Here is a 24,791-nt window from a genome sequence, read left to right as displayed (position 1 = left end):
TCAATCCCCTTTAGCGTTGATAATTACAACCTTGCAAATATCAGCTTCGCTTCACTTGCATACCGCAGCGCATAAGCACCAGCTCGCAGAACATCATATTTGCCCAAGAAAACCATGGACGTGTATATTCATCCGGATGATCTACATGGAACCCTTCATGCATAAATCCGGTGCCCGCATCCGTCTTCTCCAGCAGATTAAGCAAGGAATCCTGTTCTTCATCGCTGGTAGATGTCATTCCCTGAATCGCTAAAGCGATAGGCCAGATGTAACGCGGTGGCGTATGCGGACTTCCAATACCAGCAGCCTCTTTTCCTGCGAAGAAATAAGGATTATAGCTACTTAAAATAAGCTTTCGGGTATTTTTGTAGATAGGATCCTCGGCACTCACATAACCCAAATAAGGGATAGAAAGTAGACTCGGCACATTGGCATCATCCATCAAATTCACCTGTCCGCGGCCATCTACTTCATAGGTATAAACTGACCCAAACTCTGGGTGGTCTACGATTCCATACTGGCGTATTCCTTCATTAATTTGTTCAGAAAGTCTTCTGGCTTTCAATTCCAGTTCTTGATCCTTTAGAATCTCTCTGGCAATTTCACACACATACTCTAAAACAACCACAGAGAACATATTGGCAGGAACCAAATACCCGTATTCACAGGCATCGTCGCTAGGACGAAATCCAGACCAAGTCATTCCGGTATAAGCTGTCAACGTCCCCTTTCCTTCACGTACTAATGTATCCGTAGATGGACAGTTCAGGCGTTGAAAAAGATAGTTGGAATCGCTCTCATGTTTCTGTTCGGTAGTCCATAATGCAATGATTCTTTCTACACCCTTAACAAATGAATCATTGAACTGACTAGTTCGGCCCGTATTCTTCCAGAGCAGATAACCCAGTTGGATCGGATAGCATAACGAATCAATCTCATATTTTCTTTCCCATACTCCTGGGCTCATCTCCGTTAGATCCTCCTGATGACCATTCCCATTTTCTTCTTCATTAAACGCGTTCGCATAAGGGTCAAGCTGGATGCAGGCGAATTGTCTTTGTACAAGTCCCTCAATCATGTCGGCAATATCTTCATCCTCGGAAGCAAGGATTAGGAAAGGTCTAACCTGAGCGGCCGAGTCCCGCAGCCACATCGCTGGGATATCTCCGGTAATGACAAAAGTGGTACCATTCGCCATTCGTTTCAACGTTGTATTCCAGGTATTAGCCATACATTTCTCGAACATCTCTGCTAGTTTTGGACGATCATTCAGCTGGAACTTTACATTAGATGCCAGTTTCTTCATCGACTCAGGGATTTCTCTGGTTGCTTTCAGTTATAATACCCCCTTTTTTCTTTTTCCTTTGAAGCGCTTTCACAAATTAGTATATTGTCATGTAGTTAGTATGTCAATATGTTTATTTATTAATAATGATATATCAATATTTCTGTAATGATAAACATCTATCTAAAACAAACAAAAAACCTATCCCAAAAGATAGGTTTTCATAGCAACTAATTTATGGATAATCGTATAAAATTATTTAGAATTGGATGGTTTAGCAGGACCTGTGGATTCACCAGAAATCAACTTAGCTTCCAGCATTATCTTGTTCGATACAGCCTGGCCGTTCATAATTTGCAATACATTTTCAACTGCGAGTCGCCCCATTTCTTCTTCATTCTGCCGCAAATGAGTGAACGAATAACCCGAGCCGAGCGGAGTTGGCGGACTATCAAAGCAAATGATCGAAATATCCCCCGGAATCTGCAGCCCAAGCCGTTCAACCGCAGTTCTAGCCAGCAGAGCAATATTATATTCCACAGCAAAAAGCGCCGTTATTGTTGGATTCTCTTGTATATGAGAAACCAGCCGTGAGATATCGTGTTCAATATTTGCATCATTAAAGGAATTAGGTAATGTTGAAGTTAAATCACTAACCCACAACCCTTTATCTACAGCTATCCCCCGCTCCGCATGCGCTTGAATAAATCCCTCCACCCGCTCCTCAAGAGCTGTCGTATCCGCTGGAGGCGGAGAGAGGAAAGAGATATGAGTATGCCCGAGATCAAATAAATACTCCGTCCCTTTAAGTGCAGCCTGTATGTTATCCGTGCCTATCGAAGCAGCAGCTACTCCTTTCAGATGGCGATCTACCAAAACTAAAGGGAAGCGCCCGATCACCAATTTTAGAATCTCAGCATTAAAAAATTCGCCTTGAGCCGGAAAAACAATCAGACCATCTACACCTAGGCTAAGCAACTTCTGAATAGACTGTTCCTCGTTCTCTGGTACGCCAAATGTTCTTCGTAGAACGAGGAAGCAATCATTATCACGGGAAGCCTGTTCCATCCCATAAATCAAGCCTGTTCCATAACTGTTGCCAAAGTCGGTAATAATCAGACCAATCGTTTTTTCCTCATGATTAAAGGAATTAAAAACAGTCCCGTCGGAGATCGTCTCAGAAGACATAGCTGAATCTAAGTAGTCAACTGCCGGATCAGCCACAAACGAACCTCTTCCCGGTTTTCTCACAATCAAATGCTCGGCGGCTAACATTTCCAGAGCTTTTTTACTCGTAATCCGACTTACATTATAGGTTTCGGCCAGCTCTTTTTCTGAAGGAACTCGCTCCCCTTGTCCATAGGATTTATTAACAATAAGCTGCTTTACTTCATCAAATATTTTTTCATACATCGGTTTGGATGACGTTGTCTCATTCATAACTTTCGTTATCTCCTGACTCTAATTTTTTCATCTTTATACATAATAATATATCATGATATATTAAGTTTGTCGACATTTGAACGGAAACAGGTAAAAAAAGAGGGAGGAAGGAAGTATAGCTTAAAGTGGAAAAATTCTAAGATTCGTATAGAAACAGAGATAAGGGGCTGTCCCAAAAGCCAAGTAATGGCTTCGGGGACGCCTCCTTTTTTTGAGTCGGATCAACGTGTGCACTTAAGTGGACGCTGCATGAACGGACCGTTGTTTAAGCGGGAATTGACTCTTGTATCCTTTAAAAACAAACAAAGAAATCGCTCGTTTTGGTAAAATGGAGGTACGACCCAACCCTTCCCAAAGGAGCGATTTCTTTGTACATTCAATATACCATGGACCATCTTTACCTGCCATTGATCCCTTCAGTCGCTGCTCTCCTATATCTGGATGGACCATTTTTTTCTTGATGAGATCTAGTATATTCATAGATAATATCAAACCGCACTTCATCTAACAAGTTTTTACACTTTTGTAGATTTGTTCTTTTTTCAAGCATAAAAAGCTTACACAGGTCTATCGTAAATGGCTGTTCAGATTATATAATAGAGACTATCTGGTATAGAAAGGAAGTTGATTTTTTTATGAAATTTGATGATTACCGCTATGAGCGGCCGGATGTAGAGAAATTCAAGCAAGATTTTAACACCCTGCTGAAAGATCTCAACGACACATCACCACTAGAGGTACAAAAAGCTTCCGTCACTGCCATTAACAAGCTTCGCAATGAGTTTGACACGATGCAGACATTGGTTAGCGTTCGGCATTCTATCAACACGACAGATGAATTTTACAAAGCCGAACAAGAATTCATGGACGAAATCGGGCCTGTCGTACAGGAATACATAACCGACTACTACAAAGCACTCGTACATTCCAAATATAGAGCCGAATTTGAAAAGGAATGGGGTGCGCAGTTACTCCAGCTTGCTGAAGTATCGCTGCGGACGTTTAGTCCGGAAATCATTGAAGATTTACAATTGGAGAATAAACTTTCAACAGAATACTCCCAGCTTATCGCATCTGCCAAGATTCTTTTTGAAGGTGAAGAGCGTACACTGCCTCAACTCGCACCTTTCGAATTGTCTACAGACCGTGATATGCGTAAAAGTGCTTCTGAAGCCCGATTTGGTTTTATGTCCGAACACGAGGCTGAATTTGACCGCATCTATGACGAGCTTGTCAAGGTCCGTGACCGCATAGCTAAAAAACTTGGGTACAGCAACTTTGTTCAGCTTGGTTATGACCGTATGATGCGTACCGACTATAATGCTGAAATGGTTGCTAATTTCCGCAAACAAGTACTTGAATATATCGTTCCCGTCTCCCAGCAGTTAAAGAAACGTCAGACTGAACGACTGGGTCTCGATGAATTGAAATATTACGACGAGAACTTTAGCTTTAAGACTGGGAACGCTACACCTAAAGGGGATCCAGACTGGATTGTAGCTAATGGTAAGAAGATGTACAAAGAACTCTCACCTGAAACGGATGAGTTTTTCAACTTCATGCTAGACAATAATCTGGTGGATTTAGTAAGCAAAAAAGGAAAACAAGGCGGCGGATATTGTACCTATTTTAGCCAATACCAAGCCCCTTTTATTTTCTCGAATTTCAACGGAACCTCTGGGGATATTGATGTCTTAACTCACGAAGTGGGTCATGCGTTCCAGGTGTATGAAAGCCGCAATATTAATGTACCAGAATATGCTTTTCCAACCTATGAAGCATGTGAGATTCATTCCATGAGTATGGAATTTTTCGCTTGGCCTTGGATGAATTTGTTCTTTGAGGAAGATGCGGATAAATACCGCTTTAATCACTTATCTGACAGCCTTCAGTTTATTCCTTACGGGGTATCTGTCGATGAATTCCAACATTTTGTTTATAGCAACCCTGACGCAACTCCTGCTGAACGCAAGCAAGCTTGGAGAGACATCGAGAAGAAATACTTACCACATCGTAATTATGAAGGTAACACTTATCTGGAACAAGGGGGGTTCTGGCATAAACAAGGCCATATCTTTGCCTCGCCATTCTACTACATCGACTACACACTAGCTCAGCTATGTGCCTTCCAATTCTGGAAACGTTCGAACGAAGATTTCAAATCTGCTTGGAGCGATTATTTGGAGCTATGCCAAGCTGGTGGAAGCAAGTCCTTTATCAAACTAGTTGAACTAGCGGGTCTGACTTCACCATTTGAAGACGGCTGCATTAGCTCCGTTATTGGGGATATTGAAGGTTGGCTAAACAGCATTAATGATAAAGAGCTTTAATCCATTCTCTGATAAGCTCATCACAAAAAAAGCAATCCTTGCCTTAGGGCTTGGATTGCTTTTTAAAATGGAATGATCCAACTTCACCCATCTATGTTATCGATAACGAATCAATATATCTATGGGGTAACGACCCGCATTGCGGCCATATAAGGCTAAGCCTCTCCCCTCTGTTTGAAGCTCCAAACGGAAAGTACGATTGCGGTCTAGTCTAGCTGCTAACTGCCCCGGTACACTTACTTTACACAGATAGCCGTAAGAGCCCGCCTCATCCAACTTATTCGCTAATGGCTGATAATGCCAAGATAATACACCTCGGCTGTCGGCAGGATCATCCGGCAAATAGAAGGAGCCAATCCGTTGACCTTCTATCAGAACATTCACACATGAAGGATGACGTTCTTCGTCGGTCATATAATACGTATTCGGATTATACTCCACCCTGGCATCAGCACCGTGCATGAGATCAAGTCCCATTTCATTTTGTTTTGCACCTTCAAGATTTCGAGCCAATACTCGCTTTGCGCTAGCTTCGAACATGATTTCGATCTCGCCAATCATCTTTTTCTCCACACCATCTGGAAGAGTTATCTCATATGCATAATGGCCTTGCCCAGCCCCATTGATTTTTGCGCACTGAATAGCTTCCCATTGTTGTCCAAAATTGTGTTCTTTATACGCATCCACAGGGATATTAATACAATCTCCATCCCCTTCAAACCTTACACTCTGATTACCGCTTCTAACATCAAACGTAATGAAGTTGCGTGTAATTACCTCATCCTTATTATTTATCAATGAAACTGCCAGCACTGCAACTGCGTCCTGATCAGGCATAAGGACATAAAGAGGAGGTAAATCTGCTACTCCATATCCGTCCCACTCCACTGACATATGCTCACTTTGTGAAACAACTCGTGTTCCCAAATTGTCGTACCAAAGTTCCCATTTTATCTTTAAAAGCTGTCCATGATATTTATCTGAAAAACTGGAACGAAGAAGGGGGACTTTAACTTCAGCCTTTGCGTTTACTGTCTGGCATGGCGGCGCATCGATCACAATGAAGTCCGGCGAATGCAAATCAGAAATCGTCATCCCAGGAACAAAGGCATCATAACCAAAATCTTTATCGCTACCGTCTAACCGATAATAACCATTGAACTCGTTCGTAACATCACGAAATTCGGTAAATACGAAACCACATAGCTTATCATGCCGCCGGAATTCATTCATCATATAGCGATAATGCCATGCTAAATCACTGTCCCCTGCCCCGCCTTCGATACCCCATACGTTTCCACATTCACTGTTCATCAACGGGGCATCAGATTGTACATTACCTCCGATACAGTTAAAGTCTGAACCCGGAAAAGTTTTGTCTTCAACCTCATTCAAATGAGATCTAAGCTGATCATAACCATTAATGTAGAAATGCCAAGTATTGATATCAGATTCCACATGATCATAGTTACATGGTGAGTTATCTTCAACGATTCTAGATGGATCCAGCCGTTTTGCCCAATGATATTTTTCCCGAACCCATTCCTGTGTTTCTTTAAGATAGCTGTTCTGCTGCTCTACATCACTCGTCAGACTAGTGTCCTGAGCGTTCGTCTTCAAACCCCATGTCTCGTTAAACATTACCCAAGAAAAAATCGATGGATGATTATAGTCTCGTTCAATAATCTCAAGTGCTTCACATTCATACGCAGCACGTGCTTTTTCATCCGGATTTCCCCAAAAGCAAGGCATGTCCTCCATCACCAAAATACCCAGTTTATCCGCCCAATATAGTTTGCGTGGTTCCTCTGGCTTGATATGAATACGCACAAAGTTCAGTCCCAAACGTTTCATTAGATAGATTTCATCCCGCATGTCTTCATCAGTCGGATAAGTGAAATAGCCCGTTTTGTGATAAGACTGGTCAAGGGTACCGTTTAAATAAATCGGCTTGCCATTAAGGGTAATCCAGCGATAACCACGCTCATCATAGCGTACAGTTTGGATTTCTCGAACTCCGAAATAGGTGCTGACTGTGTCAGTGCCAAAAGATCCGCTAAGCTGTAGTTCGCCTTCGTACAAATAAGGTGTATCTGGACTCCATAACATTGGATCTGTTATATGGATAGAGAGCTTAAATTCATTCTCCCCTGCGGTAAGATCAATGTTCTCAGTATGCAATATAGAATTCTCTGCGAATTTCAGCGTGAACTCTGCCGATCCATTTTCTTGTGCAAAGATTCTTGCAGTCACATTCACTTGCCCATCAATAGTGGTCACAAACTTAGCATCTTTCATATAAGTCTGGGGCCGAGATTCTAGCCATACGGACTGCCAGATTCCGCGAATTTCTCCATAACCTTGTTTGCCACGGGCTTGGTAATCATGATCGAAGTCCTCTACTCTAACGACAATTGTATTGTCTAAATCTTCAACCCAGTACTGAGTAACTTCGAACTCAAATGAACCATATCCACCTTGGTGTGAACCAACATGCACTCCGTTTATCCAAACGTCACATGAATAATCTACTGCCCCGAATCGCAAAAATAGTCGTGTCTGTGAGTCGATAGACTGCCATTTCAAAGTCCGCCGATACCATCCTATCCCTTTATGATCACTGCCAATACCTGATAATGAACTTACCCATGAAAAAGGAACAGTAATCCTCGAACTGTAAGTGATTTCTGAATTGGAATACCAATGTTCGCTAATTCCTTCGTTGCTCGGATCAAAGCTAAATGACCATTCCCCATTCAAATTCATCCATTCGTTGCGCTGCCAATGTGGATGCGGATGTTCGGGACGAGGAATCGGAAGACTCTCAACATTCAGTACGGGAGTTGTCATGATATGAGCACAGCCTTTCAAAATAAGAAGTTGAGCTCATTTTAGCATCAGTATATAAAATTCGCAATGTATATTATAATTTTACAATATATAAACTTCAGTGTACAATATCCTCAACCTATCCTAACGAAAAGGAATATAACCCATGAATGATATTTCGCAAGAAACGATACGCTACCCTGCATCACGCATCTTAGATGTTGCTAAAGCACTTTCTGGAGATGTCAGAGTCCGCATTCTTGAAGCCCTTGGTGACAAGCCTATGAGTGTAAGTCAATTGGCCGAGACACTTGGTGTAGCTCAACCTACAATTTCAATCAATGTACAGACCCTTGAGCAAGTTAACTTAATCTCATCTACACAAGGTGCAAATCGTGAGAAAATATGCACGGTCACCTGCCGATCCATCCATCTCGATCTTCCTTCGAAGTTAGGTGATGGTCTGCATCAAACGGAAGAACTACATATGCCCATCGGGATGTTCTCCCACTGCTCTATTCAACCCTCTTGTGGTATGGCAGGAAAAGACGGCGGAGTCATCGGTTCTCAGGATGATCCTCGGGTATTCTACATGCCGGAAAGAGTTGATGCATCTCTCTTATGGTTCGCTGACTCTGGCTATGTCGAATACTATTTTGCCAATCCACTACCCCCAGGTGTCGAGCTTGATGAGATCCGGATTTCTGCTGAGGTTTGTTCTGAAGCACCTGCATTCCGAGAAAATTGGGCAAGTGACATCACATTAACTATAAACGACCTACATGTCGGTACTTGGACTTGTCCATCAGATTTCGGTAACCGGAAAGGAAAGTTAACACCCGAACGTTGGAAGAGTGGTACAGAATATGGAATGCTGACAGAGTGGAGTACCTCAGAACAGGGTAGCAAAATAAATGGAATTGCTTCTTCCCCTACTACAATTAGCTCACTAAAGCTGGCATTCAATGAGCCCATTCGAGTACGCTTTGAGATTCGCGAGGATGCCCCCAATAGACGAGGCCTGAATTTATTCGGAAGTGGTTTCGGAGACTACTCACAGGATATTATCCTGTCGTTTGTGCGTCGTTCAGTATCGGGTACATGATAACACGGAAGAATTGTACACCTGAAACCAGTGAGGATCTAAAGCTTCAGGTGTGCAATTGGACGCTTTTTTCTTTACACACCAATTACATACGCTTATCTTCAGCTTTTTTGATATTCTCAGCCACTCTAAATTTCACGATCTTACTAATTAATTCATAGGGCATCGGCTGATTAAGTGGAAATTGAATGGATCCTTTTGCACCTTTATAGACGGATAGTTCTTCCCTAAAAGCCTCAATCCCATTAGGTGTTGGATAAAATCCAATATGGTTTTTGAAAGCTGCAAAATGCACCAGATTTCCGTGCAGTGCAAAAGTAGGCATCTGATAACTAATCTTTTCTTTTGCATCAGGTGCCGCTTCTTTGATCACTTTTCTTATTGTATTAAGGATTTCTTGAAGCTCCAGTGGAAACTTGGAAATATAGTCATCGATCGATTCATACGTGATTTTACCTTCCATGTTAAGTCCCCTCACTGTTTCTAGTCACATTTAACTTTGATGAAGTGCTGCCAATGCTTCGTCTTCAGTACTCTTGAACAATATTTTATTCCCCTGATTGCATTCATAAATAAAATCATTCAGACTTTTACTATTATAGCCAGTAAATTCTCCCACAATAGCAACTCGCATCTGGTAGTTTGTATACTTTTGAAGAATCTCTCCGGCAAGCCCCGTCTTTAACTCAAAAAAATCATCCGTGATTTGCTCTTTTCTTAGAATCATTTTATCGCATTCTTGATATCTAACGTTCGCCATTAGATCCAATGCATCATTTACATTATTAATTACAATGCCCTCGCTGGAAATCAAGGCTACTGTTGAATTGTCTTTACGGTTTAATGTGATTTGCATTCAAATTGCTCCTTTTTCGATAAGAATCTCTTTTACATTGTGGTTTTCTTGTTGGATGGCTATTGCTAATACGGATTCACCACCTTCAATTTTAGCATGGACGTCAGCTCCGTGTTCGATTAACAAGCGTATCAGCTCCACATTATCCGAATGAAAAGCTGCAGAATGCAAGGCAGAATGCCCATCGCTATCAAAAATATGTGTTTGAGCACCCTTGTTCAATAGCAGCTGGATAACTCCCATATCCCGCTCCCCAGCAATCGCAGCATGAAGTGCAGTATTGGAAGGAATATAGCTAAGCTTAGAGTGAGACACAGCATCAACGTTAGCTCCAAAGTCTAATAACACCTGCACCGCTGCTTCTTTGCCAAAATGTGCTGCATATCCCAAAGGGGTAAGTCCCTCATTATTTTCCGTATTCACCAGAGCCGGATGGGATTCTAGAATTTGTTTTAGCCGTACAGCATCACCTTGTTGTGCCGACTGAAAAACTTCATTAATGCTTTGCTGTAATTCCATTAGATTTCGCCTCTTTTCAATTGATCTGATAAACGATCTAGTTTATTTTTTCTGGATAGTTAAACCATTCTCCTGCTAAAAAAAGAAAAGAGTATTCATTCGAAGGTTATCAAATGAATACTCTTTCTTTTCAATGTTTATTGTAAGTCAATTATTAAATTAAATCAGACTTTTGAAGAAGACGTTTAACGATTGCAGCAACCTCAGCTCTGGTCATATCATTTTTAGGAGCAAGCACATTGCTGCTTCGTCCCATGATTACGCCTGCCTGTAAGCAATCAGTAATTGCGCTAATCGCCCAGTCAGATGCTTTGCTGGCATCGGTATATGGGTTCAAGAATCCTTCAGTGGATTGATTAGGAAGCTTAGCTTTTAACGCTGTGATTTTCATTGCTTTGGCGATAATTAGCATCGCTTGTTCACGGGTAATTTGGTCATCAGGGCGGAACATGCCGTCTTCAAAACCATTAATTAATTGATAGGCATATGCAGTATTGATCGCACTATTATACCAATCCGTATTCTTAACATCTGCAAATGGTGTTGCCGCTTGATTCAATTCAAGTCCGAGGCCTCGTACAACTATTGCCGCAAACTCTGCACGGGTAATCGCTTGGTCAGGCGTAAATTGGCCATTGCCAGATCCCTCGATGACTAATCTGGAACCCATATCATTCACTGCATCTTTTGCCCAATGATTAGCAACATCGTTAAATTCAAGTGGATGCCAGATAACAGAGTAAGTGCCGGCACTAAGGCTGTTAATTGTAGCAAAATATTTACCATCAATTACTTCCACTTTAGTAGGTACATGGTGCACTGTGCCATCAGCATCAACATATACACCCGTTGTAATCTTGTTCGGGTCCATTCCCTCCGGAATAGCAATGGTACGTTTTACGTACGTATTAAATTGAGATAGTTCAATACTCTTATCTCCGTAAATACCTCTAGCCGTAAAGTTCACCGGTGCCCCGACTAATGAAAATGATCCGTTTTGCGCAGCAGCTCCTAATGCTTTAACTTGATCAGCAGTTGGTGCGCTGATTTCAATCTGTATTTTAATATCTTGTAAAGCTACAGATTTGCCAATCTGCGCGGATAAGGCATCAATATCAATCTGCCCGGCAGGCAGTGTAAATGTCGCATTTCCGGCTTTGATTTCAAGTACTGCTTGATTTCCCTGCATATTTTTAACCATTTGTCCATTTAGTTCGCCAACAATAACATCCGATTTACTAGTGGCAGTGATAGAAACCACAGCACCTTTACCTTCAGCGGCGAGCTTGTCTTCCAGCTTCTTCTGGTCTAAAGCAATAGTAGTTAGCGTTTGATCCTTCCGTTTACCATTGGTCGCGGACCCCACACTTTCCGCTTTACCATTAATTAGAATGGAAGCATCATTTGCCAAAGGTGCCGGCGTTGCTGATGGGGTTGGTTGTGAAGGAACATCAACACTGGATGGAGCGCTCGGGATGACCGCATTGGACGCCACAGAGAATTCGCTGAATCCAGCCTTATTGATGGCCTGTACCGTGAAGGTGTAGCTTGTACCATTCGTCAAACCACTGATCGTAAGCGGACTTCCCGTTCCCGTAACCGTCAATCCTCCTGGAATAGCCGTGACAATATACCCTGTGATCTCACTTCCGCCATCGTTAGCTGGTGGCGTAAAGGTGATGATCGCTTGACCATTCTCTGCGCTTGCAGTGATAGATGTTGGAGCACTCGGTGCTGTAATTGGCCTCACAGGCGCTTTTACATGTACTGTTGTTGAAGCCGTATAACTGCCATCTTTGGTCGTAGCCGTGATGATGACTGTTCCCACACCCACCGGAGTAATTACTCCATTCACAACCTTAGCTACCGTCTCATCGCTGGAACTCCAAATCACGTCTGGATCCGTTGCGTTTGCAGGCTCTATTGTCGCTTTTAGTGTTCCATCAGCTTCACCAGCAGTTAAATCGAGCGTCTCCTGATCTAACCTCACCCCAGTCACATTCACAACTGGTGGAATGGGTTCACTTACATGTACTGTTGTTGAAGCTGTAAAACTTCCATCTTTGGTCGTTACTGTGATGATTGCTGTGCCCACACCAACTGGAGTGACTACTCCGTAAACAACCTTGGCTACTGTCTCATCACTAGAGCTCCAGATGACACCCTTATTCGTTGCATCGGCAGGTGCCACTGTCGCTTGTAACGTTTCGTCGCTTTCTCCCACTGTTAAATTAATGGTGGTCTGGTCTAGCGTTACTCCCGTTACGATAACGGTAGGTGGTGTTGGGGCTGCGACATTAACGGTCGTTTTAGCCGTAAAGCTACCATCTTTAGTCGTCACGGTGATCGTTGCTGTTCCTTTGCCCACTGGAATGACAACACCGTTCACTACGGTTGCGACAGTTTCATCACTGGAGCTCCAGATTACATCTTTATCCGTTGCATTCACAGGTTCAATTGTAGCATGTAGTAAGGCATCCGCTTCACCAGCAGTTAAGTCTAGCGTCTCCTGATCAAGCTTCACTCCAGTTACGTTCACAACTGGTGGGATTGGAGCACTCACAGTAACTACGGATGTAGCCGTATAACTTCCATCCATAGAGGTTGCTGTGATCGTTGCTGTTCCAATACCTACCGGTGTCACCACACCGTTCACAACGGTCGCAACCGTTTCATCACTGGAGCTCCAAATTACTGTTTTGTTCGTGGCATTAGCAGGTGCGATGACAGCTTTCAATGTATCTCCCGCTTCTCCCTCTGTTAACTGGAGTGTTGTCTTATTCAAGGTCAATCCGGTTACGATGACATCCCCCACATCGTTTACCGTCAAGTTAAAGGTGTAAGTGTTGCTTAATTTCCCATCATCTACTTTGACAGAAATCACACTAGTACCGAAAGCATTTACCGCCGGTGTAATTTCTAACGTTCGTAACTCACCACTTCCACTTACCTTCAGGCCACTATTCGGAATTAAAAGAGTATTTGAGGAGGTAGCGGATACTTGTAGGTCATCTCCATCTACATCAGTGACCTTAAAAGATCGTGATACCGACTTATTTTTGTCCGTTGTAGTATTTCCCATGAAGCCAGTGTCTTGCTTCCAGCTTGCTCCCGTAATTGTTCCGTTCTTACCTGCAGTGACCAGTGTATTATAAGCAACATTACCATCATTACTATTTGCTAATTTATAGTTTAAAGCCAGATTAGGCTCCGTCCCTTTCAAATCGACGTTCATTTCGCGCACAATGTCACTCTGAGTTTTGGCTTTACTCCAGAATCTTACGTCTCTCATTCCACCGTTATAGTCTCCGTCCTGTCTCCAAGTGCTTTTACCAAGCCAATTGTTCGGACGCGCAACGTTTCCAACCGTACTTAAATCCATAGGTCCTTCTGCTTTAAGAACGCCATCCCAATAAATACGTCCCTTTTTCTGAGTGTGATCATAAACAATCGCGACATGAACCCACTTGGAAATCGGAAAATCTTCAGCGACATTAATGTCTCCTTTATTGGTGTACGCGGTGAAGTTCATTTTTTTTCCGTTAAAGCCTACAAAAATATTGTGGTCTGCCTCACCGATTGAAGATTCGAAAAATCTCATCCATGTATTAAAACCATTGACCTTCAAAAATCCTTCAACTGTAAAAGAGTTCCCATAAATACGTTGATCCGGGAACGACACATAATCCCCGCTACCGTCAAAACTAAGATAGTCCCCACCATTCAGTTCTGTCAGATAAGGTGCATCGTTCACTGGGTTTACAGTAATTGTGGCAGTGCCTAAATCTGGATTGAATGCGGCAGAAACTGTGGTATTCGCATTTTTTTGATAATTTTGATAACCGGCTACTGTAGTATCCCATAGCTTAAAGCGAATGGAAGCTTGTCCGTTCCAATCTTTCCCTGGGACAAAACGTATTTTCTCCGATTTCAGCAGCAGAAAAGCTTTAGTGTCCGACACCGGCTCGATATTATACCAGATATTTCCTTGTGTGTTGTAATATTGCCAGGCCCCATTGGTATTATCAAAAGATACCACAGCAATCCCTGTTGTCGCTGGATCGCTTACCTTTGCTGCCAAAAGACTTGACACAACAACGCCCGCGTTGGAAGTATCATCTTCATTAATGGACGGTATCACTACTGGGCTATTCTCGAGCCAACCAAAGCTCGATTTTGCACTCATGATTTGAGGATGGATCGGCCCCACACCTTGCACCACAAGTCCAGTGGCTAACGAAATACTAATGCCTATTTTCATAAATGATGGCTTCAAACTCTTTTTCCCCCTCTAGCTTAAATCATGTCATCATTTCGACAATAATCGAGAGTATTATACAAAATTATGATAAACGAAAAATAAACAAAAAAAGAACCCTCGAAATCTAATCGATTCGTCGGTTCTCTTTTTCTTATACTAATTCATCATCTTCTTAATCAACGCTTTGAGCTTAGGATCAGGTGAAGTTCCTAGCTCCTGTTGAAGGGTCTCTTCCAATTGCCCATATCGCCGATAGGCTTCATTCATTCGCCCTAGTTCAATATATAAATGGATGATTTCCTGATGGATATCTTCTCTCAAGGGGTCCAATTTCAATATTCTCTCAAAGTAGTGCAGTGATTGTTGAGGTTCGTTCTGCTCCATGTGAAATCTACCTGCCAGTTCCAGCAGTCCAATAAAATCCTGTTCAAGACGGAGTGTCTTCCCACTGGCCCAATCGTATGATTTTCCTTTGAGAAAGGTTCCCGTATACAATGTTTCCACTAGATTGAACCACGCTGAATTTCTTTTCAAGACATGTCTAATTTGCTTCAACAATCGCTCAAATTCATACAAATCACAATAAACACTGCGTTCATCTATACTAATTTCATTTCTACTCGCCTTTATTACACTAGGACCGATTGCTTTTCGAATATAATATAAGGTAGAGTTCAGATTTTTGAGCGCTTTTTCAGGTTCCAGCCCGCTCCATAAGGTGTCGATAATTTCTTCACGGCTAACGGTTCCTTTACTAACCAAAAAAGCAAACAACTCTTCGGTTTTTGGACTTCTCAACTTAATGGGCTCTCTGTCTTGCGTCCGGCGGTATATCTTTAGTCCATTAAATAAAAGCACTTCCATAACAGGCTGAACCGTCACTCCTCGATTTATTTTTTTGATCTTATCCAGAGTTTTAGTTAATCGCTGAGCAGTTACAGGCTTCAACAGATAATCGACAGCACTCAGTTCGAAGGCTTGCAGTGCGTACTCGTCGTACCCTGTAACAAAAACCACATCAATCGATTCATCTAGTTCATGTAAAAAGGCAGAAAGCTTCATTCCATTCGTGTCAGGCATAGAAATGTCCAAAAATGCAACATCAATCGAATTTCCCTTTACAAATTCATAGGCTTCTGTCGGATCCAGAAAAGTACTGTATACTTCAATCTCACCACTCTGAGACAATATTCTTTTTAACCGCTTAATTGATAGTTCTTCATCATCTACGATAATAGCTCGAAGCATGTGTCAACCTCCTACCCGCTTGCTATGCTGTTTGGGGATGTCAAAAGAAACCCGTGTACCTTTTCCTTCAACACTTTCAATACAAACACTTTTTCCATAAAGAAGTTTGATGCGCTGACTGATATTCCACAGCCCTACGCCTCTTTTATCTACATCTGATCGCATGATCTCCTTCAGCTTGTGTTCGCTCATTCCACATCCATCATCTTCTACAACAAAGCTGACCACAGCAAGATCCGACGACTCTTTCACAGCTATAGTGACCTTTCCTCCGCGTAAATTGGACATCAGTCCATGTCTTATAGCATTTTCCACTAATGGTTGTAAGATCAGTGGAGGAATCCGGCTATCTGAATTTGCGGTTATATCATATTGGACTTGTAATCTCGAACCAAAGCGCACTTTTTCAATATTAACGTAAGCTTTAACCAGTTCTAGCTCACTCTCCAGGGTCGTTAACGAATCCAACTGTTTGAAATCAAAGCTACTTCTCAAATACTGTGATAGCTCCAGTGTTAATTCCTCAGCCTGCTCAGGTTCTTCCACACATAATGCAGCAATTGAATTCAGGGCATTATACAAGAAATGAGGTTTAATCTGAGAACGTAAAAAGGCGATTTCGGCATCTTTTGCCATTTTCACGGAAGCTCTCAATCGGGTCAGACTTTTCACTCGCGCCATTAGCTCCTCCGCTTCAAATGGTTTCCCCACATAATCATTTGCCCCTTTGTCCATGGACAATTTCATATCGGTAATTCTGTTTTTCGCCGTTAACATTAATACAGGGAGCTCAAAGGCAGTGAACCTTTCTCTGATCTTTTGCAGCACCTCATAGCCAGAAATATCAGGCATTGTAATGTCCAGAACAACCAGGAAAAAGTCTGAATTCTTCGATAGCTCATCGAGTGCCAGCTGCCCGCGGTTCACGACAACAATGGGATATCCCTCTAGCTTGAACAAGTTGATCATCGATTGAAGGTTAGCAAAATCATCGTCCACGACCAAGATCGGTTCATTGATTTTACCTTTAATATATACGGGGTACTCCTGACGAGGGAAGACAACCTCTCTATAAGGAAGTGTCTTTTCAACCATTGGACCCGTGATTTGATTAGATAACTTCTCCCAGCGTGGAAGGGTAAAAATAAAAACCGAACCTTTACCTATATTAGATTCCACTCTAATGTTCCCACCATGTAACTCCACTAACTTTTTGGTAATGCTTAGTCCGAGACCTGTTCCACCATGACTATGGATTTCAGCTTCGTCCACCTGCTCATAGGCCATAAAAATACGTTTTTGCATATCCGGCGCAATTCCAATTCCCATATCTGCTACACGAACTTCAACCCATTCATGCATAGCTCTTGCACTAATATGTATTTCACCTTGCTCCGTAAATTTAATCGCATTATCTACCAAGTTGTGCAAAATCTGAATCAGCCGATTGCCATCCGCATGCACCGTAGGGAAATCTGGAGCAACACTGTTTATGAGCAGGATCGACTTTTCTCCGAGCAGGAACGAATGAATACCGATGACAGAATCAACTACAGCTTTCAGATCTAACGTGCTTTTATATAATGTGATATCTCCATGCTTCATTTTAGAATAATCGAGCAATTCGTTTACCATATAAGTTAATCTTCTGCCACTTCCCAAAACGATCGCTAGATTCTGCGCTTGCCTGTCGGTAACTGGACCTTCAACCCCATTAAGAAGTGTAGCGGTAATATTCACTATGGCATTCAATGGTGTTTTCAGCTCATGAGAGGTGTTGGAGAGAAACTCATCTTTAATTTTGTCCAATCCAATTAGCTGGTTTTTCATTTCGTCTATCGTATGATAAGCCTCGAAAAAACGGAGAACAATTAGTACGATCATAATGATATTAAAAGCAACAATGTAGAACTGTCCAAGCCAAAGATTCTCTTTCATCGAAAGCGCAAACAGAATAATGTCTATGGAGTACAGATTAATAGCAAGAATAGCCAAGAACAGCAGCAACGATTTGATCCGATTTACTTCTGCGCTTCTAATATACAGGAGAGCCACTCTAAACAACATCCAAATCAACATCAATTCATATACAAAAATCACATACGAAGAGAAGACCGTGTAAGTACGAATAGGCAGAATCACTACCAGAATTATAAAGCTGCCTAGTATAATCGTTACGGCTTGCGCAAGTTTTAAAGAGATTATGCTTTTCTGCATTTGGTAGAAAAATATAGCCAGAACAATAAAACCCGATATGGAGGTAATATCTTTCACTTTGTATAAGACAATAAACGAAAGGTTTGGGAAAAACAGTAACAGCGAACGTTCTCCAATCAATCCATGATAAATCGCGAGCACCAAACAAATAATAGCAAACACTAATAAGGAGTAGTCCTTCTTACGGTACAACGCAGCCGCTACAAAGCAGATAACAAAAATAAGGGATAACGTTCCCAAAATTGCAACTGTGCTAAATTCACGAGCCATACTCTTCTGCTGGTTCTCCATCATCGCGGCTTCTTCGCCAAAAGTCAGAGATACGGGAATGCCTGCATTTACATATTCATAATTAGACACTTGAATGATGATCTCAACATCACCCTTTTCAGACGAAAACAGCCCAACCTGCGGAATATTCCCCGACTTGTAATCGGCTGTGCTCATAGCTGGCTTTCCATCCTCAATCAGTAGATGTCCATTCGCATATATCGAACTTGAAAAGCGGATGTTCGTTTTTTTTATGGCAAATACACCGTTTACAGGTACATTTTTCAGCACCATCCGATAAGTAGCAGAACCAAATTTAGGTAATGGTTCCCCATCAATCACTTTGCCATTCCACTGTGAAGGGACCTCCATCCATGCTGAAGGAACTGGTTTTTCTGTGTTTGCTCCTATAAAATGCTCAGGCGTTAGCAACTGGTTCCAATAAAATTCCCACTCACCATCTAGTTTGATAATCTCTTGTTCTTGGTAATCCCACGTTGAAAGATCCATACTACCCTTCTGAACTTGCAGGTGATTCGCATGCTGATCGTTGTCTATAAAAACGGATAGCGGTATTGTTGCTATCGAGATGAAAGCGATTAAATAAATAAGTAACGTCCTTTTGAGCATCGTAGGCCCCTTTTCTATGGAGAAGTAAAGCTGCAGCAAACGCTTGGGGCATCGTGCACACTTGGAATAAATAGGATATCAGTAGAATATAAGATAAATGATATATCACGATAAAATAATTCTATAAAATTTTCTGTTTTCCTTCATGTTTCGACAATTCATTGGAATCTTGGTTAGCTATTACCGATTAGTATTAAGTGATTACTCGGTCTATGGGACTATGCTATATTATGCTCTATAGCTTGTTACAAGCAAGTCGTTCGGACTCAGGTGACCTTTTTTTGCTGAATTCTTTGGATTTCGCCATGTTATCGGACTCAGTTGCAGCTATTTGCTCAAAGCCACCTCATTTATGCTCATAAGATTTAATGATCAAAATAGCCTTAATAGCTGCGGTACTGTCCGTAAATAGTCTACTTAACTTCTGTATAGAGAATACGACGAGACAAAACATTTTCAGTGTGCTATATGATCTGAAAAATGGTTATCAGTTCTTTCTTTAACTTACCAAAAAAGAAAGCCATTCAGAGGAATCTCTGAATGGCTTTCTTTTTCTCTGTATATCGGACAAGAGGAATTAAACTTTAGTTCTCTGTTTTACCGAAACGTTCCTTAATCATATCTGCAATTTCCTGAACCTGTGCTTCCACGGCAAGTGGATCATAGGGCCAGAAGCGTTCTCCATCAAGCTTGAACACGCGATTGTTCTTCACGGCATCCAGGGATGACCAAACTGCTGAACCTTCATCCAGTGAACCTCCGTTAGACAAATCCAAAAAGATATAGTCACCTGCGTAATCTGCAAGCTTTTCCTCGGATATCGCTACGGTATCTTTATCCTGATTAATGAGCTCTTTCTGTACAATGGCTGGTGCTTTCAGTCCGAGCTGTTGATAGATGGCCTGTCCACCGCGATTGACACCATCCCCGTTGATATACCATTCTTTGCCGAACAGACTGAAGTTGGAGAAGGTTGTACCTTCCTCGACTAGTCCTTGAATAGACTCCTTGGCGGCCTGCACTTTTACTTCGAATTGGGATAACCAATCTTTGGCTTCCATCTGTTTGTTCAAGATTTCACCAAAAGCCGTGATTTCTTCATGGACATTGTCGTATGTTCCGTAAGGGATGATGAGTGTTGGTGCGATTTTACGATATTGCTCATTCAGTTTCTCATCTCCACCGACAGTAACGATCAGGTCAGGCTGTAATGCCAAAATTTTCTCAACTGATCCCCCGTCAATCCGGCCAATGTCTGCCACGCCCTCAATATGATCAAGCACATATGGGCTTTCCAGCTCATAATCTGGCGCGCCTACAGGCTTGACGCCAAGTGCCAGAAAATCAGCAAGGTAACCTTGCGTAACGATACGTTGAGGATTTACGGGAATTTTAACATCTCCGTTAACTGTCGATATGACCTGTGTTGCTGGTGCGCTGGTCTCTGGTTGTTCTTCTGTTACGGCAGGAGCGGAAGTTTTATTTTCTGTTGTTTCTTCCGCTTGGCCTGAGCAGCCAATAATTCCTATTACGAGTAAAAGGATCATGAGCCCGGCCGACCATTTTGATTTAACCCCTGTCATTCTGCTTCTCCCCAATCAATAATGATTATCTTTCTCAATTAAACCTCCTATGTATCTTAGCTTTTGTACACAAGTATCGTCCATCTCAAAATGTGACCAATTCCATATGGACAAATGTTACCTAGCCTTAACACTATTCTCCCGAATCAGGATATCTACCATAAGTTCAAGTTGCTTCTCCAGAGACAAGGCATCATTACACCAGAATTGCTCCAGCTGGAGAGGGTATATGCGACGATTTCCGTTATTCATAATCTTGCGCCAGCCCGGGCGCTCGCTAAGTGTATCTGGTGAATCGTGATACAGGCCACCTTCATGTGCCGGAAGAACAAGAAACATATGATCTGCTGCATATTCTGCCAATTGATCTTCTTCGATGTATTGATGATTGTCAGGTTCCAGAACATCCCGGAGGATGTTAGGCTGGGGAGTAAGATGAAGTCCATAATACACGTTATAGGCTGCTCTAGCGGTTGCATTCCAGATACAAATGGTGCCGTCTTCCCACAGCTCATATAGACCAACTGTTTCACCAGGTTTAATAAAATCTTTTAGTCGATCAGATTCGGTTCTGGCCCGTGTTATGTAATGTTCGATCCAATCCTCGGCTGCCTGTTCTCGTCCTACAATTCGGCCAATCAGACGAACAGTCTCGAGTCGACCCAGTTGGTTCCAAGGGAGAACAATGACCTGGGATATACGTTCAAGTTGTTCGAGCTTGTGCGGCAAGTAGTACAGATAATCCGGTGCGATGATTAAATCAATCGGTTCAGCGCGTAGCATTTCTTCCACGCCATGTTCATCCAGATCAATTACGTCATGCAACTCATCCTGGATTAATGGAGACAGGGCCCAAGGAAGGAAGGAAGCGGCCACGGGTTTAATGCCGAGGGCAAGCAGATCCCCTGTATACTGAACGGTTGCAATCCGTCTCGCACGTGGCTGTAATCGATACTCACTTGGGCTGATCCCGGTGAATTGCTTAAACTTGCGGCTTAAATATAGACCGTCAGCATAGCCTACCAACAAGGCAATATCATTCAATGTGGCCTGTGTGGATAGGAGGTATTGCTTTGCCTTATCTATCCGAACTCGGGTCAGATGAGCCTGGAAGCTGCGTCCCACCTGTTTTTGAAAAAATCTAGAGAAATAGCTTGCGTTAAATCCGGTCATGCGGGCAATGTCTTCCCGGGTGATATGATCTCCATAGTGATGATTGATATAGTAAATAGCATCCCGAATTACGCTGTCTACCATTTCTGTGGCAGGTTTAACAGCCAGCTTGAACAACTCAAGCAACTCACTCAGCAGAAAATGGGAGCGGGCTTCTTTGGACTGAATGCTGCCTGAACGTTTGTCGGTTAGTTCCTGGATAATGGCAAGAATCCGTAGCCCTTGTGAACTGGTTCCAGTCCTTGATCCATGTGCAGGCAAGTTCTCTGAGGTAAGTTCATAGACACGCTTCTCATGAGTCTCTTTCGTTAATCCGTATTCCAGTAAGCCAATATGATATATCGTGAAGGCAGAAGCCGGAGTATGTATAAGCTCCAGGGAGCATGGGGGATACAGGAAAAGGGTCTGGCCTTTAAGTAAAACGCCATGTACCTGCCCATAGTGGAAGTTCACCGTGGCTGTACAGGTCACCAGCGAAGGCGATTCTATGGGAATAATTCCGGTTTGCTGTGCTGCTTCCCAAGGAATCACTCGGGCATTTGTCAGTACAAGCATAGCTGCAGCCTCCTAGTCGTATGTTCTATCTTGAACATATCATGTATGGACTCGAATAATCAATCTGTGAGAAGAACGTCGACATAAACAGAGGAGTGATGGCAAGGTGACTAATTAACACTTGTTCAACTTAGAATAAATCATAATTTAAAAAAGTCTTGTTACTTCCATCAGAAAATAATAAGACACCTTAGCGTACTCCCGACAGCTGTCTTTATCCGTATACTTTTGGCTGCTCCTCCGTCGCACTCCATACGAGAGCGTGGATTGAGATCATATTAGCAGCAGATCTTAGTAAAGGAGATGCTCAGCAGCAGTTCATGCCGTCCCCCTGTTCCACACGTGCCGGAGCAGCCATACTGATTTACAGAATTCTTATACAAAAACAAATACAAAATAGAGCACCTCAAAAATCATATTCATGTGGTTTTCGGGGTGCTTTTTTGAAGTCGTTACCTTGGAATGGATACAAAAGTTTGCTATTGACTTTACCCTTAGGGGAAGGTGCATAGTGGAATTGAACATTAAATATTAAAGAAATGGAGATGAGATTGTTGCTTTCTATAGGAGAATTCTCGAAGATATGCGAAGTGTCAACCAAAACGCTGCGGTATTATGATGAAATCGGATTAATTCATCCCGATGAGATTAATCCTGAGAACGGTTATAGGTATTATTCCATCAAACAACTATCAAAAATGCTCTTTATCAACCGTTTGAAATCTTATCAATTCTCTCTGGAAGAAATCAAAGCTATTCTGGAATGGGAGGAGGATCAGTTTGAAGAGAAACTTAGTGCAGTCCTTCATCTCAAAAAAAGAGAAATACAAGAGAAACTACGAACTTACGAATATACGTTAAAGCAAATTAATAGTGATGTTCTAAATTTAGAGAATGGAATATCTATGATGTCCTACCTAAATAAGATAGAAGTGCAGCTTGTTGAAACCAAACCAATGCATATTCTTTTCACGCGTCAAATGTTGAGCAGTGATGATTATGCACTCGGATATGGTAACTATTTTAGCAAGCTGTATGAAACCATTGCCACTGAAAAGCTGACCTTGCTGGGCACGCCAATAACCATTTATCACAGCCAAGAATATAATCCTGCCGGGAATGATACAGAGTTTGCCCTACCTATTAAGGAGAATATAAAAGGAACGAGAGAATTATCTGAGGAACTATGTGCGAGGTCGGTTTATAAAGGCCCTTATTCAGAATTGACATCGGTCTATGCGAAGCTCACAGAATGGATAGAAAATGAAGGTTATGAAATGGTGAACTCACCCTATGAAAAATATATAACAGACCCCTCGCAAACTACTGATCCTGAGGATCTTGTTACTGAGGTGTATTTTCCAGTTAAGAAAAGATCGTAGCCGCACTCATCATCACATAAAAATTTGATTAAAGGAGTTATCGATATGCACAAAAACTACTGGCCTACAAAAGACTGGCAAACTTCAGATCCGGCTAGCTTAAAAATGGATGCTGAACAACTTTCAGAACTAGAAGCTAAGATTAAATCCGACTATAGTAATATAAACGGAATTGTAGTGGTGAGCAATGGATATATTGCCTATGAACAATACTTCAATGGCTATGGCCCGGATGATCTGCATCATGTGGCTTCTGTAACGAAAAGCATCTTATCCGCCCTCATTGGTATTGCCATTGATGCCGGATATATCAAGCATGTTGATCAGAAGGTGCTGGATTTTTTCCCTGACTATGTTCCCGACGATGTTGCTTCACACCCGCAAAAACAAGAAATCACGATACGCCATTTGCTCAACATGACCGCTCCCTATGCTTTTGAAGACTGGCATGAACCACTGGAGCAACTCTGTAGGTCGTCCGACTGGGTCAAATTCACACTTGATATCCTTGGCCACCGAGGGAATGTTGGTGATTTTAAATATTCCACCGCAGGGGCGCACTTACTGTCGGCGATCATCACTCGTTGCACAGGAAAAAGTGCCCGTGAATTTGGTAACGAGCAATTATTCAGTCCGATCGGTATGACGGAAATCCCGGATTATGAGATGAAATCATTTGGGTTTGATGATTTATTTGGGGTAAATGTGAAGGGATGGGTGGAAGACTCCAATCGTATCACCACAGGAGGATGGGGACTTACGTTGTCTCCACGCGATATGGCGCGCTTTGGTTTATTATATTTGAACCGCGGAAAATGGGAGAACAATCAGATTATTTCGGAGACATGGATTGAAGATTCAACTGCGATGAACCCTAATCATTATGGTTATTTGTGGTGGCTACGCGAAGAAGATGGGATTTACACTTACTCAGCTTTAGGGGATGGTGGTAATGTCATTTGCTGCATTCCAGAAAAAAAACTTGTCGTAGCTATCGCCTCAGAATTCACACTTCAGCCTCGTGACCGGTGGCCTCTGATTAAGGATTGTATAATTCCGTCTGTAGTAGAGTAAAAAAGTAATGTTAGAAACATGCTGGTTGCCA

General features: G+C 42.2%; 15 protein-coding genes. 4 read left to right on the top strand and 11 right to left on the bottom strand.

Annotation, left to right across the window (positions count from 1 at the left end):
- Nucleotides 1–40 precede the first annotated feature (40 nt).
- The gene (locus tag CA600_RS03005; protein ID WP_094868861.1) at nt 41–1,306 is read right to left on the bottom strand and encodes a glycoside hydrolase family 125 protein; all 1,266 of its coding nucleotides are present in this window, start codon (nt 1,304–1,306) and stop codon (nt 41–43) included.
- Nucleotides 1,307–1,540: 234 nt separating this feature from the next.
- Nucleotides 1,541–2,725 (bottom strand): GntR family transcriptional regulator, encoded by a 1,185-nt coding sequence (locus CA600_RS03000; RefSeq protein WP_094868860.1) that lies wholly within the window; start codon nt 2,723–2,725, stop codon nt 1,541–1,543.
- 638 nt (nt 2,726–3,363) lie between these two features.
- Between CA600_RS03000 and CA600_RS02990 the strand changes: the two genes are divergently transcribed.
- Nucleotides 3,364–5,058 (top strand): M3 family oligoendopeptidase, encoded by a 1,695-nt coding sequence (locus CA600_RS02990; protein WP_094868858.1) that lies wholly within the window; start codon nt 3,364–3,366, stop codon nt 5,056–5,058.
- A 96-nt stretch (nt 5,059–5,154) separates the two neighbouring features.
- Here CA600_RS02990 and CA600_RS02985 read toward each other — a convergent pair whose 3' ends face one another.
- Entirely contained in the window at nt 5,155–7,908 is a 2,754-nt protein-coding gene (locus CA600_RS02985) for a glycoside hydrolase family 2 protein (protein ID WP_094868857.1), read from the bottom strand.
- 145 nt (nt 7,909–8,053) lie between these two features.
- Here CA600_RS02985 and CA600_RS02980 point away from each other — a divergent pair, with 145 nt between their 5' ends.
- Nucleotides 8,054–8,992, top strand: coding sequence for an ArsR/SmtB family transcription factor (locus tag CA600_RS02980; protein WP_094868856.1), 939 nt, complete (start codon nt 8,054–8,056; stop codon nt 8,990–8,992).
- Between the two features lie 85 nt (nt 8,993–9,077).
- On the opposite strand, the gene CA600_RS02975 is transcribed toward CA600_RS02980, so the two are convergent.
- The 8 genes from CA600_RS02975 to CA600_RS02940 form a co-directional block, all read right to left on the bottom strand.
- Nucleotides 9,078–9,455 (bottom strand): iron chaperone, encoded by a 378-nt coding sequence (locus CA600_RS02975; protein ID WP_094868855.1) that lies wholly within the window; start codon nt 9,453–9,455, stop codon nt 9,078–9,080.
- Between the two features lie 30 nt (nt 9,456–9,485).
- On the bottom strand, nt 9,486–9,848 hold the full coding sequence (locus CA600_RS02970; protein WP_076283444.1) for a DUF4180 domain-containing protein: 363 nt from the start codon (nt 9,846–9,848) through the stop codon (nt 9,486–9,488).
- Complete coding sequence (locus CA600_RS02965) at nt 9,849–10,367, bottom strand: ankyrin repeat domain-containing protein (protein WP_094868854.1); 519 nt, start codon at nt 10,365–10,367, stop codon at nt 9,849–9,851.
- A 154-nt stretch (nt 10,368–10,521) separates the two neighbouring features.
- A complete protein-coding gene (locus CA600_RS02960; protein ID WP_094868853.1) occupies nt 10,522–14,643 on the bottom strand; it encodes an S-layer homology domain-containing protein in 4,122 nt (1,373 codons plus the stop codon).
- Nucleotides 14,644–14,784: 141 nt separating this feature from the next.
- Complete coding sequence (locus CA600_RS02955; protein ID WP_094868852.1) at nt 14,785–15,876, bottom strand: response regulator; 1,092 nt, start codon at nt 15,874–15,876, stop codon at nt 14,785–14,787.
- A gap of 3 nt (nt 15,877–15,879) precedes the next feature.
- Nucleotides 15,880–18,993 (bottom strand): hybrid sensor histidine kinase/response regulator, encoded by a 3,114-nt coding sequence (locus CA600_RS02950; RefSeq protein WP_094868851.1) that lies wholly within the window; start codon nt 18,991–18,993, stop codon nt 15,880–15,882.
- A gap of 584 nt (nt 18,994–19,577) precedes the next feature.
- Nucleotides 19,578–20,576 (bottom strand): ABC transporter substrate-binding protein, encoded by a 999-nt coding sequence (locus CA600_RS02945; protein WP_094868850.1) that lies wholly within the window; start codon nt 20,574–20,576, stop codon nt 19,578–19,580.
- A gap of 117 nt (nt 20,577–20,693) precedes the next feature.
- On the bottom strand, nt 20,694–22,304 hold the full coding sequence (locus tag CA600_RS02940) for a helix-turn-helix domain-containing protein (protein ID WP_094868849.1): 1,611 nt from the start codon (nt 22,302–22,304) through the stop codon (nt 20,694–20,696).
- Nucleotides 22,305–22,858: 554 nt separating this feature from the next.
- On the opposite strand from CA600_RS02940, the gene CA600_RS02935 reads away from it, so the two are divergent.
- Nucleotides 22,859–23,686 (top strand): MerR family transcriptional regulator, encoded by an 828-nt coding sequence (locus tag CA600_RS02935; protein ID WP_094868848.1) that lies wholly within the window; start codon nt 22,859–22,861, stop codon nt 23,684–23,686.
- Between the two features lie 45 nt (nt 23,687–23,731).
- Nucleotides 23,732–24,760 (top strand): serine hydrolase domain-containing protein, encoded by a 1,029-nt coding sequence (locus CA600_RS02930; RefSeq protein WP_094868847.1) that lies wholly within the window; start codon nt 23,732–23,734, stop codon nt 24,758–24,760.
- The last annotated feature ends 31 nt before the right edge of the window (nt 24,761–24,791 follow it).

Origin of the sequence: Paenibacillus sp. VTT E-133280 (assembly GCF_002264385.1) — a bacterium.
In the GTDB taxonomy this organism is placed as follows: Bacteria; Bacillota; Bacilli; order Paenibacillales; family Paenibacillaceae; genus Paenibacillus_AQ; species Paenibacillus_AQ nitricinens.
The sequence above is the reverse complement of the archived record's forward strand: the minus strand, read 5'-3'. Positions and strand labels throughout refer to the sequence as shown.

What these genes read in the sequence shown, in the direction of transcription:
- CA600_RS02965 (WP_094868854.1), bottom strand. Translation starts at nt 10,367, where the DNA reads ATGGAATTACAGCAAAGCATTAATGAAGTTTTTCAGTCGGCACAACAA.
- CA600_RS02930 (WP_094868847.1), top strand. Translation starts at nt 23,732, where the DNA reads ATGCACAAAAACTACTGGCCTACAAAAGACTGGCAAACTTCAGATCCG.
- CA600_RS02950 (WP_094868851.1), bottom strand. Translation starts at nt 18,993, where the DNA reads ATGCTCAAAAGGACGTTACTTATTTATTTAATCGCTTTCATCTCGATA.
- CA600_RS03005 (WP_094868861.1), bottom strand. Translation starts at nt 1,306, where the DNA reads ATGAAGAAACTGGCATCTAATGTAAAGTTCCAGCTGAATGATCGTCCA.
- CA600_RS02940 (WP_094868849.1), bottom strand. Translation starts at nt 22,304, where the DNA reads ATGCTTGTACTGACAAATGCCCGAGTGATTCCTTGGGAAGCAGCACAG.
- CA600_RS02980 (WP_094868856.1), top strand. Translation starts at nt 8,054, where the DNA reads ATGAATGATATTTCGCAAGAAACGATACGCTACCCTGCATCACGCATC.
- CA600_RS02945 (WP_094868850.1), bottom strand. Translation starts at nt 20,576, where the DNA reads ATGACAGGGGTTAAATCAAAATGGTCGGCCGGGCTCATGATCCTTTTA.
- CA600_RS02955 (WP_094868852.1), bottom strand. Translation starts at nt 15,876, where the DNA reads ATGCTTCGAGCTATTATCGTAGATGATGAAGAACTATCAATTAAGCGG.
- CA600_RS02970 (WP_076283444.1), bottom strand. Translation starts at nt 9,848, where the DNA reads ATGCAAATCACATTAAACCGTAAAGACAATTCAACAGTAGCCTTGATT.
- CA600_RS02990 (WP_094868858.1), top strand. Translation starts at nt 3,364, where the DNA reads ATGAAATTTGATGATTACCGCTATGAGCGGCCGGATGTAGAGAAATTC.
- CA600_RS03000 (WP_094868860.1), bottom strand. Translation starts at nt 2,725, where the DNA reads ATGAATGAGACAACGTCATCCAAACCGATGTATGAAAAAATATTTGAT.
- CA600_RS02975 (WP_094868855.1), bottom strand. Translation starts at nt 9,455, where the DNA reads ATGGAAGGTAAAATCACGTATGAATCGATCGATGACTATATTTCCAAG.
- CA600_RS02985 (WP_094868857.1), bottom strand. Translation starts at nt 7,908, where the DNA reads ATGACAACTCCCGTACTGAATGTTGAGAGTCTTCCGATTCCTCGTCCC.